This is a genomic window from Pseudomonas allii (assembly GCF_055380095.1).
The window spans coordinates 3,436,708-3,449,886 of record NZ_AP039450.1; the positions used below are offsets into that span (position 1 = coordinate 3,436,708).

At 62.1% G+C, this 13,179-nt stretch carries 16 protein-coding genes; 10 read left to right on the top strand and 6 right to left on the bottom strand.

The window, feature by feature from the left end; translation table 11 throughout:
* Window positions 1-46: 46 nt before the first annotated feature.
* The 3 genes from ACZ445_RS15350 to ACZ445_RS15360 all read right to left on the bottom strand — a co-directional run bounded on the left by ACZ445_RS15350 (window position 47) and on the right by ACZ445_RS15360 (window position 1,337).
* Window positions 47-358, bottom strand: a complete 312-nt coding sequence (locus tag ACZ445_RS15350; protein ID WP_058427860.1) for an AzlD domain-containing protein — start codon at window positions 356-358, stop codon at window positions 47-49.
* Window positions 355-1,050 carry an AzlC family ABC transporter permease gene (locus tag ACZ445_RS15355; RefSeq protein WP_464707211.1) on the bottom strand — a complete coding sequence of 232 codons (696 nt, stop codon included), beginning with the start codon at window positions 1,048-1,050 and terminating at the stop codon, window positions 355-357. The genes ACZ445_RS15350 and ACZ445_RS15355 overlap by 4 nt, the downstream gene beginning before the upstream one ends.
* A 71-nt stretch (window positions 1,051-1,121) precedes the next feature.
* On the bottom strand, window positions 1,122-1,337 hold the full coding sequence (locus ACZ445_RS15360; protein WP_025856028.1) for a hypothetical protein: 216 nt from the start codon (window positions 1,335-1,337) through the stop codon (window positions 1,122-1,124).
* 177 nt (window positions 1,338-1,514) lie between these two features.
* Between ACZ445_RS15360 and ACZ445_RS15365 the strand changes: the two genes are divergently transcribed.
* From ACZ445_RS15365 to ACZ445_RS15390, 6 genes are all read left to right on the top strand, one after another.
* Entirely contained in the window at window positions 1,515-1,871 is a 357-nt protein-coding gene (locus ACZ445_RS15365; protein WP_058427858.1) for a metalloregulator ArsR/SmtB family transcription factor, read from the top strand.
* Window positions 1,872-1,890: 19 nt separating this feature from the next.
* Complete coding sequence (locus ACZ445_RS15370) at window positions 1,891-3,174, top strand: arsenic transporter (protein WP_464707212.1); 1,284 nt, start codon at window positions 1,891-1,893, stop codon at window positions 3,172-3,174.
* A 13-nt stretch (window positions 3,175-3,187) separates the two neighbouring features.
* On the top strand, window positions 3,188-3,658 hold the full coding sequence (locus ACZ445_RS15375; RefSeq protein ID WP_058427856.1) for an arsenate reductase ArsC: 471 nt from the start codon (window positions 3,188-3,190) through the stop codon (window positions 3,656-3,658).
* Window positions 3,659-3,669: 11 nt separating this feature from the next.
* Window positions 3,670-4,356 (top strand): arsenical resistance protein ArsH, encoded by a 687-nt coding sequence (arsH, locus tag ACZ445_RS15380; protein WP_058427855.1) that lies wholly within the window; start codon window positions 3,670-3,672, stop codon window positions 4,354-4,356.
* 49 nt (window positions 4,357-4,405) lie between these two features.
* Window positions 4,406-5,197 (top strand): helix-turn-helix transcriptional regulator, encoded by a 792-nt coding sequence (locus tag ACZ445_RS15385; RefSeq protein WP_058427854.1) that lies wholly within the window; start codon window positions 4,406-4,408, stop codon window positions 5,195-5,197.
* A 75-nt stretch (window positions 5,198-5,272) separates the two neighbouring features.
* Window positions 5,273-5,884 (top strand): LysE family transporter, encoded by a 612-nt coding sequence (locus tag ACZ445_RS15390; RefSeq protein ID WP_058427853.1) that lies wholly within the window; start codon window positions 5,273-5,275, stop codon window positions 5,882-5,884.
* Here ACZ445_RS15390 and ACZ445_RS15395 read toward each other — a convergent pair whose 3' ends face one another.
* Both ACZ445_RS15395 and ACZ445_RS15400 read right to left on the bottom strand, forming a co-directional pair.
* A complete protein-coding gene (locus ACZ445_RS15395; protein WP_464707214.1) occupies window positions 5,885-7,192 on the bottom strand; it encodes an MFS transporter in 1,308 nt (435 codons plus the stop codon).
* A 21-nt stretch (window positions 7,193-7,213) separates the two neighbouring features.
* Complete coding sequence (locus ACZ445_RS15400) at window positions 7,214-7,480, bottom strand: metal-sensing transcriptional repressor (protein WP_464707215.1); 267 nt, start codon at window positions 7,478-7,480, stop codon at window positions 7,214-7,216.
* Between the two features lie 440 nt (window positions 7,481-7,920).
* Here ACZ445_RS15400 and ACZ445_RS15405 point away from each other — a divergent pair, with 440 nt between their 5' ends.
* The 4 genes from ACZ445_RS15405 (at window position 7,921) to ACZ445_RS15420 (ending at window position 12,418) form a co-directional block, all read left to right on the top strand.
* Entirely contained in the window at window positions 7,921-8,214 is a 294-nt protein-coding gene (locus ACZ445_RS15405) for a hypothetical protein (RefSeq protein ID WP_071495534.1), read from the top strand.
* Window positions 8,215-8,450: 236 nt separating this feature from the next.
* Window positions 8,451-11,165 (top strand): magnesium-translocating P-type ATPase, encoded by a 2,715-nt coding sequence (gene mgtA, locus ACZ445_RS15410; RefSeq protein ID WP_464707217.1) that lies wholly within the window; start codon window positions 8,451-8,453, stop codon window positions 11,163-11,165.
* Window positions 11,166-11,230: 65 nt separating this feature from the next.
* Window positions 11,231-11,578, top strand: a complete 348-nt coding sequence (locus ACZ445_RS15415; protein WP_025999705.1) for a DUF2493 domain-containing protein — start codon at window positions 11,231-11,233, stop codon at window positions 11,576-11,578.
* Between the two features lie 18 nt (window positions 11,579-11,596).
* Window positions 11,597-12,418, top strand: a complete 822-nt coding sequence (locus tag ACZ445_RS15420) for a hypothetical protein (protein WP_464707218.1) — start codon at window positions 11,597-11,599, stop codon at window positions 12,416-12,418.
* Here the strand turns inward: ACZ445_RS15420 and ACZ445_RS15425 are convergent.
* Window positions 12,415-13,107: a tellurite resistance TerB family protein gene (locus ACZ445_RS15425; protein WP_179028763.1), complete on the bottom strand. Its 693-nt coding sequence runs from the start codon at window positions 13,105-13,107 to the stop codon at window positions 12,415-12,417. The genes ACZ445_RS15420 and ACZ445_RS15425 overlap by 4 nt on opposite strands.
* Window positions 13,108-13,179: the final 72 nt, after the last annotated feature.

Sequence of the window (13,179 nt, forward strand, 5' to 3'; positions counted from 1 at the left end):
CCTTCGGCCCGCTCTCCCGCGGGCTTTTTTTCGCCCCCGGTTGTGCTCAGAGCAGCCAGCGGAACAGATAGAACAACCCCATGCTCAGCAACACCGTTATCAGCACATTGCGCGTCCAGAACATCAATGCCACGGCGCTGATACCCGCCAGCAGATAAGGGTTGGCCGGGCTCAGGTTGAGCTGGTGGTCAGCCAGGAAAATGATGGGCCCGCAAATCGCCGTGAGCATGCCCGGCACCGCGAATCCCAAAAACTCGCGCGCGCCACGGTTGAGGCGTACCGGCAGGCGCGGCTCGATAAACAGGTAACGGTTGAGAAACACCACCAAGCCCATGGCCACAATCATGATGTAGATCATTGCTGCCCTACTCCCAGTCGCTTGCAGGCATACCCTGCGCTCATGCCCAGCAGACCGGACACCACCACCGCCGACTCCCAATGCAGAAAGCTCAGCCACACTGAGAACAGCAATGACACGGCCACACAGACCACCGTAGGGATGTCACGCACCACCGGCGTAATCAACGCGATGAAGGTGGCGGCAATGGAGAATTCCAGGCCCAGTTGGTCGAGGCCGGGAATGTTTTTGCCAAGCACGATGCCGGCAAGGGTGAACAGGTTCCAGGCGATATAAAACGTCAGGCCGACACCCAGGGCATACCAGCGGTTGAAGGTCTCGCGGTCATAGTGACTGACCAGCGCAAAGAATTCGTCGGTCAGCAGAAAGCCCAGGCTCATGCGCCAGCGAGTTTTAAGGGGAGAAAGGACCGGCCGCAAGTGCATGCCATACAGCAAATGCTGGGAGGTCAGCAGCAAGGTGGTCAGCACGATGGAAATCAGGCTGGCGCCGCTCTTGACCATGCCGATGGCAACCAGTTGTGCAGCACCGGCGAATACGATGGCAGACAGGCCTTGGGCTTCCAACGGAGTGAATTGCGCATCGATGGCCATGGAACCGGCCAACAGTCCCCAGGGCGCGCAGGCCAGGGACAAGGGAATGACGGCAATGGCGCCGCGAGCGAAGGCGTAATGAGGTAAGGCAGTAGGCATGGAAACGGCTCATCGACAGACAGTCGACAAGCATGCCAGCGCAACCATGGCGTTGTCTTGAACGATCTTGCTCAGGCGAGCCGGACCGACACCTGCTCCACCGAATCACGCGCTTCGCGCAGTTCGTGGGCATCCTGGTTAAGTCGGTGAATGGTATTGAGCAGGCGCTGGCGCAGCACTTCATCGCCGAGTTTCTCGACGGCGCGCATCAGGTCGAACGCCGCGGTTTCGTTATTTTCCGCGACGGAATCCAGGGTCTTGCGCAGGTTGCGAGTGGCACGGGTCACGCGGGTTCTTCCTTCATCAGCAATGGGCAGGCACTTTAGGACATTCGTGTTTCATTTTAATTTCAGACACTTGTGGTGATTTTCCAGACATATGATCCAAGTCAATTGAAACAGGATTTGACCGATACATATGGAAATACGTATATTCGAATAACCATATATACAAGGGCCCTGACCATGTCGGACCTCATCTCCCCGCCCACCCTGTTCAAATGCTTGGCCGATGCCACCCGGGCACGCCTGACGTTATTGATCCTGCGCGAAGGCGAACTTTGCGTGTGCGAACTGATCCATGCCTTGGACGACAGCCAGCCAAAAATCTCCCGGCACCTGGCGCAACTGCGCAGTTGCGGGTTGCTGCAGGACCGTCGTCAAGGTCAATGGATCTACTACCGCATCAATCCTGCGCTGCCCGAGTGGGTGACGCAGGTGCTGCACACCACCCTGCAAGCCAACCAGCCCTGGTTGCACAACGACGCATTGCGTCTGGATGCAATGGGCGACCGACCACAACGGGCCAGCAGCTGCTGCTGAGTCATCGGAGCTTTTATCAATGCTTGTCGCCATTGCGATTTTTATCTTCACCATTGTCCTGGTCATCTGGCAGCCCAAGGGCCTGGGTGTCGGCTGGAGCGCAACCCTGGGCGCGATCCTGGCCCTGGCCTGCGGCGTGATCAGCCTGGCTGACATTCCGGTGGTGTGGCACATCATCTGGAATGCCACCGGCACTTTTGTCGCGCTGATCATCATCAGTCTGTTGCTGGATGAGGCCGGTTTTTTCGCCTGGACCGCCTTGCATGTGGCGCGCTGGGGGCGCGGACGCGGCCGGCGCTTGTTCGCTTATATGGTTCTGCTCGGCGCGCTGGTGTCGGCGTTGTTTGCCAACGACGGTGCGGCGCTGATCCTGACGCCCATCGTGATGTCGATGCTGCTGGCCCTGCGCTTCTCCCCGGCGGCGACCCTGGCCTTTGTCATGGGCGCCGGGTTTATCGCCGATACCGCCAGCCTGCCGCTGGTGGTGTCGAACCTGGTGAACATCGTCTCGGCCGACTACTTCAAGATCGGTTTCAACGAATACGCCGCCGTGATGGTGCCGGTGAACTTCGTCAGCGTCGCGGCCACCCTGGCGGTGCTGCTGTGGTTCTTCCGCCGTGATATTCCACAAACCTATGATCCGGCCGACCTGGAAGACCCTGCCAGCGCCGTCCACGACCGCGCCACCTTCCGCGCCGGCTGGTGGGTGCTGGGCATCCTGTTGGTGGGGTGCTTCGCCCTGGAGCCGCTGGGCATTCCAATCAGTGCGATTTCCGCCGCCTGTGCCCTGCTGTTGCTGGTGATCGCCGCCAAGGGGCACACGATTTCCACGCGCAAAGTGCTGAAGGAAGCACCGTGGCAGATCGTGGTCTTTTCCCTGGGCATGTACCTGGTGGTCTACGGCCTGCGTAACGCCGGCCTCACCACCTACCTGGCCACCTGGCTCGATACGTTCGCCACTTACGGCGTGTGGGGCGCGGCCCTGGGCACTGGCGTGCTGACCGCACTGCTGTCGTCGGCGATGAACAACCTGCCGACCGTGTTGATCGGCGCGCTGTCCATCGAGTCCAGCCATGCCGTGGGCGTGGTCAAGGACGCGATGATCTACGCCAACGTGATCGGCAGCGACCTCGGCCCGAAGATCACCCCTATCGGCAGCCTGGCCACCTTGCTGTGGCTGCACATCCTGGCGCGCAAGGGCATCAGCATCACCTGGGGCTACTACTTCAAGGTCGGCATCGTGCTGACCCTGCCGGTGCTGTTGATCACCCTCGCCGCCCTCGCCCTGCGCCTGAGTTTCTAACGGAGATACCCCGATGAAAGTCCTGTTCATGTGTACCGCCAACAGCTGCCGCAGCATCTTGTCCGAAGCCCTGTTCAACCACCTGGCGCCGGAAGGCTTCGAAGCGATCAGCTCCGGCAGCTTTCCCAAGGGCCAGGTGCTGCCACGCAGCTTGAGCACGTTGCAGGCGGCGGGCATCAGTACCGAAGGGCTGTACAGCAAGGGCAACGACGCCTTCGAAGGCAGCCCGCCGGATGTGGTGATTACCGTGTGCGACAAGGCGGCCGGCGAAGCCTGCCCGGTGTACTTCGGGCCGGCGGTGAAGGCGCACTGGGGGTTGGAAGACCCGTCGGACGTCGAGGGTGACGACGCCAGTGTGCAGGCCGCCTTCGACGCCACGCTGAAGACCATCGCCACGCGTTGCCGGGCGTTTTTCGTCCTGCCCTTCGACGAACTCAGCCCTGCCGACCTCAAGGCGGAACTCGCGCGCATTGCGCAGTTGTAATCGGAGGCCCTATGACCACCCTGCCCAACCTGGACCTGTCCCTGGTCGACTCAAAACCTGCCAGCCCGGACCAGCCGCCGCGCATTCTGCTGCTCTACGGCTCGACCCGCGAACGCTCGTTCAGCCGCCTGCTGGTGGAAGAAGCCGCGCGCCTGTTGCAGCACTTCGGCGCACACACCCGCATCTTCAATCCCAGTGGGCTGCCGTTGCCCGATGACGCCCCCAGCGATCATCCCAAAGTCCAAGAACTGTTGGAACTGATGCAGTGGTCCGAAGGCCAGGTGTGGTGCTCGCCCGAGCGGCATGGCTCGATGTCGGCGGTGTTCAAGGCGCAACTGGACTGGGTGCCCTTGACCCTGGGCGCGGTGCGTCCGACCCAGGGCAAGACCCTGGCGGTGATGCAAGTGTCCGGCGGCTCCCAGTCCTTCAACACCGTCAACCAGCTGCGGGTGCTGGGACGCTGGATGCGCATGTTCACCATCCCCAACCAGTCCTCAGTGCCCAAGGCCTTCATGGAGTTCGATGAGCAGGACCGCATGAAGCCCTCGGCGCTTTACGATCGGGTCGTCGATGTGATGGAGGAACTGGTGCGTTTTACCCTGTTGCTGCGCGACCGTCCCGACCTGGTGGACCGTTACTCGGAGCGCAAGGAAAGCGCCGATGACCTGTCGCGCCGGGTCAATCAACGGTCGATTTGACCACCCCTGCCAGCGTATGCTGGTGCCTGTCCCCGACTGAGTGAAATCGATGAGTGCCGTGCAACACGCCTGGCTGGGCAACTATGAAGTCAGCAGCACTACCTGCACCGGCCTGACCTTTGCCCGCCACAGCCATGATGAATGTGTGATCGGCGTGAACCTGGCAGGCGAGGAAAAGGTCTGGCTGGATCGTCGCGAGTTCCACGCCGGCCCAGGCTCCATCACCCTGTACAACCCCGGTCAGATTCAAGGCGGCGGTGCGGCCGATGGTGCGCCCTGGCACTTTGTGAGCCTGTACGCCACGGCGGATCAATTGGCGGCGGACCTGGGGCTGGCGCACCTGGAGTTTGACCGCGCGTTGTGCGTCCAGCCCGAGCTTGCCTTGCGACTGGCCGCCGCGATCAAAGGTGCGATGAGCGGTGACGTGCTGATTCGCGAGGTGAATGAAGACGCCTTGGTGCTGCTGTTGGGTGAAGTGGTGAACATCAGCGGCGTACGCCTGCCCGGCAGCGCCAGCCCCGGTAAACCCCTGATCAGCCGCGCCCAGGCCTTACTCGCCGAACACCTGCATCAACCCCTGACGCTTGACCACCTGGGCGGCGAACTGGGGCTGTCCAAATTCCACCTGCTGCGTGCCTTTCAGAAAGAAACTGGGCTGACGCCCCGGGAGTGGGCCATGCAGTTGCGTACCCGTCGCGCCAAAGGCCTGTTGCGCAAGGGCGTTTCCGCTGGCGAGGCGGCCCACGACCTAGGCTTCGCCGACCAGAGCCACCTGAACCGGCATTTCCGGGCGGCCTACGGCATCACCCCTGGCCACTACCAAAGCACCGTAAAACGCTGAACAGCGCAATCTGGTCCAAGACACCGCGCCTGCACATCCTCACACTGCCCCGCCTCACTTGAAGGAAATGCGGGCATGCTGACGATCTTTTTTTATGCACTGATATTCGGTTTTGTGTTTTGCCTCTCCCCCGGCGCCGTGCTCGCGGAGACCCTGCGCCGTGGCTTGCTGCATGGCTTTACACCAGCCCTGCTGGTGCAGTTCGGCTCACTGGTGGGCGATGCCGTGTGGGCAGTGATCGGCCTGACCGGGATCGCCCTGCTGATCCAGCATGACGCGGTGCGTGTACCGTTGACGGTGGTGTGTGCGTTGTACCTGGCCTGGCTGGGCGTACGCAGCCTGGTCGATGCCTGGCACCTGCCACAACCGGACAGCGCGCCCGCCAGCACCCGGCAAAATGCCCTGGCGGTAGGCGCCGCAATTTCCCTGGCCAACCCGAAGAACATCGTCTACTGGGGCGCACTGGGCAGTGCGCTGTCGGGGATTGTCGGCACCACGCCCAGCCACGGGCAGACGCTGATGTTCTTTGCCGGGTTCATGCTCGCGTCGATCTTGTCATGCTTTCTGATTGCCGCTCTGGTGAACCTGTTGCGTCAGAACGCCTCGCCCACTTGGCAGCGCATCAGTTATGCCGCCTGTGGACTGGTGCTGATCTACCTGGCGCTGCTGGCCTGGCAAGGCCTCTGATCAGGTCGGCCAGCGGCGGTGCAGGTCGTCAATCACATACACGTGTCTGTGCACACCGGCTGCCGGGTGGACCAGGTGCGGGTGGCCGGCTGGCAGGTCAGGGTGCTCATGCAGCACCACCGCTTGCTCATGCTCCGGTCGCCACAGGCTGGCGCACGCGATCAATGCCAGGGTGGCCACAAAGGCCAGGCTGGCAAACGTCTGCGACATGCCGAAGTTGGCACCGAGCCAGCCGGCCAGCGGGTACGTCACCAGCCAGCAGATGTGCGACAACGCAAATTGCGCGGCAAACAGCGCCGGCCGGTCCTCGGCATGGGCGGAGCGGCGCAGCAAGCGCCCGCCCGGGGTTTGCGCCAGGGAATAGCCCAGCCCCAGCACCCACCACAGCACCAGCAATTGCCGGTAATCCGATAGATACACGCCTGCACTGAGCCCCAGGATCAGCAGCCCACCGCCCGACAGCATGGCCACACGGTCGCTGAGACGCGCCAGCAACCTCGGCAACACCAGCGCCGCCATCATCGAACCGGCGCCGAACGCGGCCAGCGCAAACGCCGTGAAGCGTTGCGGCAAGGCAAACCCGGCTTGCACCAGCACCACGCTGTTGACGATGACCATCGCACTGGCAGCCGCCCCCGCCAGGTTCAGTGCCAGCAGACCGCGCAGGCGCGGCGTTGCCAGGAATATCCGCAGGCCACGGGTGGTGCGGTCATAGATACCGCGCCGCAGCGTCACCTGGGCTTGCGGTAAAAACACCGACGACACCAGCAAGGCCGAAACCAAAAAACCCATCGAGGTCCCGGCGAACAGGCTGTGGAAGCTGATGACGCTCAACAGCAGCGCCGCCAGGATCGGGCTGGCCACACTTTCCAGGTCGTAGGCCAGACGCGCCAGGGACAGTGCCTTGGTGTACTGCGCCTCGTCGGGGAGGATGTCGGGGATGGTCGCCTGGAACGTCGGCGTGAACGCCGCCGACGCCGACTGCAGCACAAAAATCAGTAGATAGACCTGCCACACCTCGGTGACGAAGGGCAACGCCAGTGCGACCAGCGCGCGTGTCAGGTCCAGGCCCACCAGCATCGCCCTGCGCGGCAAGCGCTCGGCAAAGGCGGCCGCCACCGGCGCAACCCCGATGTAGGCCAGCATCTTGATCGCCAACGCGGTCCCCAACACGTTGCCGGCCTGATCACCTGCCAGCTCGAACGCCAGCAGCCCCAGGGCGACGGTGGTCAAGCCGGTGCCGAGCAGGGCCATCACCTGGGCGAAGAACAGGCGACGGTAGGTTTTGTTGCCAAGTACATCGAACATGAGCGCCCCCTGGCGTGCTGCCTATAGGTATTTGGTCAGTTGCTTGAGCTCAGCCAGCGAAGCCTGGCCATTCAGCGTCACGTTGCCTTCGAGGCAATGGTCGATATGGTCCTGGATCAGCGTGCGTTTGGCCTGGCAGACCGCCTTCTCCACCGCGTGCAGTTGCTGGGCGATATCCACACACGGGCGCTGCGCCTCGATCATGCGGGTGATGCTGCGCAAATGACCTTCGGCACGCTTGAGGCGTTTGACGATGGCTTCATGGGTTTGGTGGGCGTGTTCGCTCATTGAGAGGCTCCTTCGACGAAGCCTGATCGTATCCCCCCCAGGAGGATGCAGGCAAGCCCGTTCATCTCCATCGTCAAAACAATTAGCTCCCTGCTCACAACGCTGACTTAGTGCAAGTAACGATAAAGCCGAAGCAGAACGGAAACAGGCCTTCTATCTGAACAAACTCTGAACTTGTAATGAATTAATACATTAAGCGTTGACATCCTGCATCGCCCTGAGTAGATTGCCCGTGCCTGCAACTGGGGCCTTTTTTAAACCTCACAAAAGAAGCCAATGGACACAGTATCTAGTCGCTGTCCGAGCACCGCCTTGGCGGGCATCGGGCGCCAAACCCAGAACATGACAGGACTCGCCTCCCCGGTCCGGTAAGCTGCGCTAGAGCTTGATGCTCCACCGTAACTGCCTCGCCGGTCGCCCGTCCGGTCCCGAGGTGTGTTATGACCTTGCTAACCCTTGCTTTGCCCGATGTACGCACACTCGCGGCCGCCCTGCGCGCCAAGCTGTGCCGTGAGCCTGTAGGCTTTTCGCCTACCCGCTCCGCCTTTGCTGCACCCTCCCCCCAAGTGCGCCCGGCCTACCCGCTGGCGCATTGGCGTATCTGCCCTGACAGTGGCCAACTGGTCCAGCACTGGGATCACGCCGACCCTCAAGACCCACAGAGACCCAAGGTTTCCAGCCTGGCCCAGGCCAGCTTGATGCTCGGTCTGTATGTGAGCGCTCGCGCCGCCTGACCCGGCTGGAAACAGCAACTTCCTGATTATTGTTCTGGAGTTCTTTATGAACACATCCAGTAGTAGCCCGCTGCGCGTTAGTTAATTAACGCGCTGTTAGCGGGCGCTGTAGAAGTTATATGAACACCTTATTTAAACCGATCGCGAAGTTAGCGACTCGGCATGCTTTCGCTCGCCTGTCATCAGGCCGGTAACGGGTATGTTTTGTCGAAAAATTGGCGACAGGAGCACACACCATGAGCGCCGTAAAAAACGCCCCATTGAACAAAAAGAGCAGCAGCCACACCGACGCCAAACTGTCGATGCGTGCCGCCCGCGAAGCCCAGAACGGACTGTCGGCCACCTTGGCCAACGTCCGCGCCACCAAGGACGGCCTCACCGAGCTGGACGCCCAGGCGCGCCTGCAACGCGAAGGCTACAACGAAGTCGCCCATGACAAGCCGCCTCACGCCATCGTGCAGTTCCTACAGGCACTGAACAACCCGTTCATCTATGTACTGCTGACCCTGGGCGGCATCAGCTTCTTCACTGACTGCTGGCTGCCGATGCAGGAAGGCGAAGACGCCGACCCGACCAAAGTCATCATCATCATGACCATGGTATTGCTCAGCAGCCTGCTGCGCTTCTGGCAGGAACACCGCTCGGCCAAATCCGCCGAAGCCCTCAAGGCCATGGTTCGCACCACGGCCACCGTGCTGCGCCGTGAGCAAGTGGGTTCGCAACCGACCCTGCGCGAAGTGCCGATGCGCGAGCTGGTGGCCGGCGATATCGTGCAGCTGTCGGCCGGCGACATGATCCCGGCCGATATCCGCCTGATCGAGTCCCGTGACCTGTTCATCAGCCAGGCGGTATTGACGGGCGAAGCCTTGCCGGTCGAAAAGTACGACACCCTCGGCGATGTCACGCAGAAATCCGCCAGTTCCATGGCCGCCGACCAGGGCAACCTGCTGGACCTGCCCAATATCTGCTTCATGGGCACCAACGTCGTCAGCGGGCGTGCGCAGGCCGTCGTCGTGGCCACCGGGGCACGCACCTACTTTGGCTCGCTGGCCAAGGCGATTGTCGGCTCGCGGGTGCAAACCGCGTTCGACCGGGGCGTGAACAGCGTCAGCTGGTTGCTGATCCGCTTCATGCTGGTGATGGTGCCGATCGTGTTCCTGCTCAATGGTTTCTCCAAGGGTGACTGGGGCGATGCGTTCCTGTTTGCCCTGGCGGTTGCCGTTGGCCTCACCCCGGAAATGCTACCGATGATCGTCAGCGCCAACCTGGCCAAGGGCGCCACGGCCATGGCCAAGCGCAAAGTGGTGGTCAAGCGCCTCAACGCGATCCAGAACTTCGGCTCGATGGACGTACTGTGCACCGACAAGACCGGCACGCTGACCCAGGACAAAATCATCCTCGAACACCACGTCAACGCCTTCGGCCAACGTGATGATGCGGTGCTGTCCCTGGCCTGGCTCAACAGCCATCACCAGAGCGGCATGAAAAACCTGATGGACCAGGCCGTGGTGGAGTTCTCGGAACGTAATCCGAAGTTCCAGGTGCCGTTTGCCTACAGCAAGGTCGATGAGTTGCCGTTCGACTTCGTCCGCCGTCGCCTGTCGATCGTGGTCAAGGATGCCGCCGACGATCAACTGCTGGTGTGCAAAGGCGCCGTGGAAGAGATGCTGGGCATCTCCACCCATGTGATGGAAGCCGGCGCTGCGGTGCCACTGGATGAGCGTCGCCGCGAGGAGTTGCTGGCGATTGCCAACGACTACAACGAAGACGGTTTCCGCGTGCTGGTGGTGGCGACCCGTCACATCCCTAAATCCCTGGCGCGTCAGCAATACACCACGGCCGATGAGCGCAACCTGGTGATCCAGGGCTTCCTGACCTTCCTCGATCCACCGAAGGAAACTGCCGGCCCAGCGATTGCCGCGCTGCAACAGATTGGCGTGGCGATCAAAGTGCTCACCGGCGACAACGCCGTGGTCACCAGCAAGATCTGCCGCCAGGTCGGCCTCGATCCAGGCCAGCCGCTGCTGGGCGCCGAAATCGAAGCGATGGACGACGCGACGCTGCTGCGCCGCGTGGAAGAACGCACGGTATTTGCCAAGCTGACACCGCTGCAAAAATCCCGGGTGCTCAAGGCACTGCAAGCCAACGGCCACACCGTGGGTTTCCTCGGTGACGGGATCAACGATGCACCGGCGCTGCGTGATGCCGACGTGGGGATCTCGGTCGACACCGCCACCGATATCGCCAAGGAATCGGCCGATATCATCCTGCTGGAAAAAAGCCTGATGGTGCTGGAGGAAGGCGTGCTCAAGGGCCGCGAGACCTTCGGCAACATCATTAAGTACCTGAACATGACCGCCAGCTCCAACTTCGGCAACGTGTTCTCGGTGCTGGTGGCCAGTGCGTTCATTCCATTCCTGCCGATGCTGTCGATCCACCTGCTGCTGCAGAACCTGATGTACGACATCTCCCAGCTGGCGCTGCCGTGGGACAAGATGGACAAGGAATACCTGGCCAAGCCGCGCAAATGGGATGCGAAGAACATCGGCCGCTTCATGATCTGGATCGGGCCGACCTCGTCGATCTTCGACATCACCACGTTTGCGCTGATGTGGTACGTGTTCGCCGCCAACAGCGTCGAGATGCAGACCCTGTTCCAGTCCGGCTGGTTTATCGAGGGCCTGCTCTCGCAAACCCTGGTGGTGCACATGTTGCGCACCCGCAAGATTCCGTTCTTCCAGAGCACCGCCGCGTGGCCGGTGTTGATGATGACCTGCGTGGTGATCGTACTGGGGATCTACGTACCGTTCTCGCCACTGGGCACCCTGGTGGGGCTGCAACCGCTGCCGATGGCCTACTTCCCATGGCTGGTGGGCACCTTGCTCAGCTACTGCTGCGTGGCCCAACTGATGAAGACGATCTACATCCGCCGCTTCAAGCAGTGGTACTGATCTCTCCCGCCGTTTAAACGGTGGCGGTCGCCCGGCCGCCACCGTGCACTACAAGGAAACACCCTATGCGCGTCTTGATCTGTGCAGGTCGTCATTACGCCGACACCAAAATGTCCCGCCAGGTGCTGGACGCTTACCACCGCCTGCGCCCGGTGCAGGTATTGATCCACGGCGGCAATCAATTCCTCGGCAGTGACGTCGAGGAATGGGCACGGGAACTGGGCATCGATGTGGTGCGCTACCCGCCCAACTGGCAACGCCACGGCAAACAGGCGGAACGCCAGCGCAACCATTTCATGCTGACCGACAGCCGCCCCGATGTGGTCATCGCCCTGCCCGGCGGCGACGACACCAGCGAGCTGGTGTGCCAGGCCAAAGCCAGCGGCATTTCGGTACTGACCGTAGAAAGCTGAATTCATGCGAGGTGCATCATGCACAAAAAACACACCCCAGCCCGTCAGGACGGGTTTGCCAAATACCGTGCGCGTCACTACCGCGGTGCACGCCACACGTTACTGCTGCTGCCACCGGCCAAACGCCGCGCGTTGCAGCGCAATTTGATCTTCATCGGCCTGACCCTGGGCATCCTGTTGACGATTGCCTTGCTGTCAAAAGCCCACGCGGCTGGCGGTTCCTATGTGGTCGACGACGGCGCGATCAACGCGCCAGGCGAATGCAACGTCGATGCCTGGTACACCGCCAACCGCCACGACAGCAGTACGCATACGCAAACGCTGTCACCAGCCTGCACCTTCGCCTCGCTGCCTTCGGTGCAATGGGGCGCGGCCCTGTCGCGTGCAACCAGCACAGACAAGGGCGAAACCCAGGTGAACCCGCAGCTCAAGGCCCAGCTGTGGTCGCGGGAGGATCTGGGCCTGGAACTGGCCCTGTCCGCCGGCGCGCACTTTGCCCTGGATCGTCATCACGGGTTTGATGGCGCGGACTTCAATATTCCGTTGACCTGGCAACCGCTGACACCCCTGCGGCTGAACCTGAATGCCGGCTGGTCCCATGCCTACAACGATGGTGACCAGAAACACCGCCTGACCTGGGGCACCGGTTTTGAATACCAGGTGGCGCCGTTGCTGACGCTGATCGCCGAACGCTACGGCCAGGAAGGCGGCGACCAGGCCTGGCAGGCCGGGCCCCGGTTGCATTTGGGCGAATTCGTCGACGTGGACCTGGTGGTCGGCCGCAGCCTGATCGGTGATCGGGCGCAGTGGTTGACCACCGGCGCCACGCTGCGTTTCTAGGCCTTGGCTTGTTGTTCCAGGTGCAGTTGCAATTGCGGGTCGATTTGCAACTGCCCTGCCAGGTCGTCCAGGTAATTGCGTTCGGCGTCCTGCTGATCGTCCACCAGCATCACACTGGCCAGGTACACCTCGGCCGCCACGGCCGGGTCGCTGGCAAACTCGGCGAAATCTGCGGCATCCAGCGGCTTGGCCACTTCGGCGTCGAGCCACTCTTGCAGTTGCGGGTCGTCGGTGTGCCGGCCCAGCTCATTGGAGATCAACTGCTGCTCTTGCTCATCGATGCGCCCGTCTGCCTTGGCCGCCGCGATCAAGGCACGCAATACGGCGTGGCTGTGGGCTTCGGCGGCGGGGCCGTCAAGCTGGTCCACCGTCTGGAAGGCTTGCTGCGGTGCGTTGGCCTGCTGGCGTTGCCAGGCTTGATAGGCCTGGAATGCGGCCATGCCCAGGGAGGCCAGTGCCGCGTAGTTCATCCCGCCGGAGCGCCCTTGGGCAGGACGAGCGCCCGTCGCACCGCCCAGCATGCCGCCAAGGCCACCCAATAGGTCACCCAAGCCGCCACCGGTTGAAGCATTGCCGGTGCGGGTGCCTTTCAATAAACCGCCCAATAGCCCACCGAGGCCACCGCCCGAAGAAGCACTGCCACCTTGCCCGGCGCGCAAGAGTTGTTCCAGTAAGTCGCTGGTGTTCATGGTGCTACCCTCCCAGGGCGCAGTGTTGGCGTCTAACAACCATAGCCCGACCTTGCCGGAGCACCATGACCG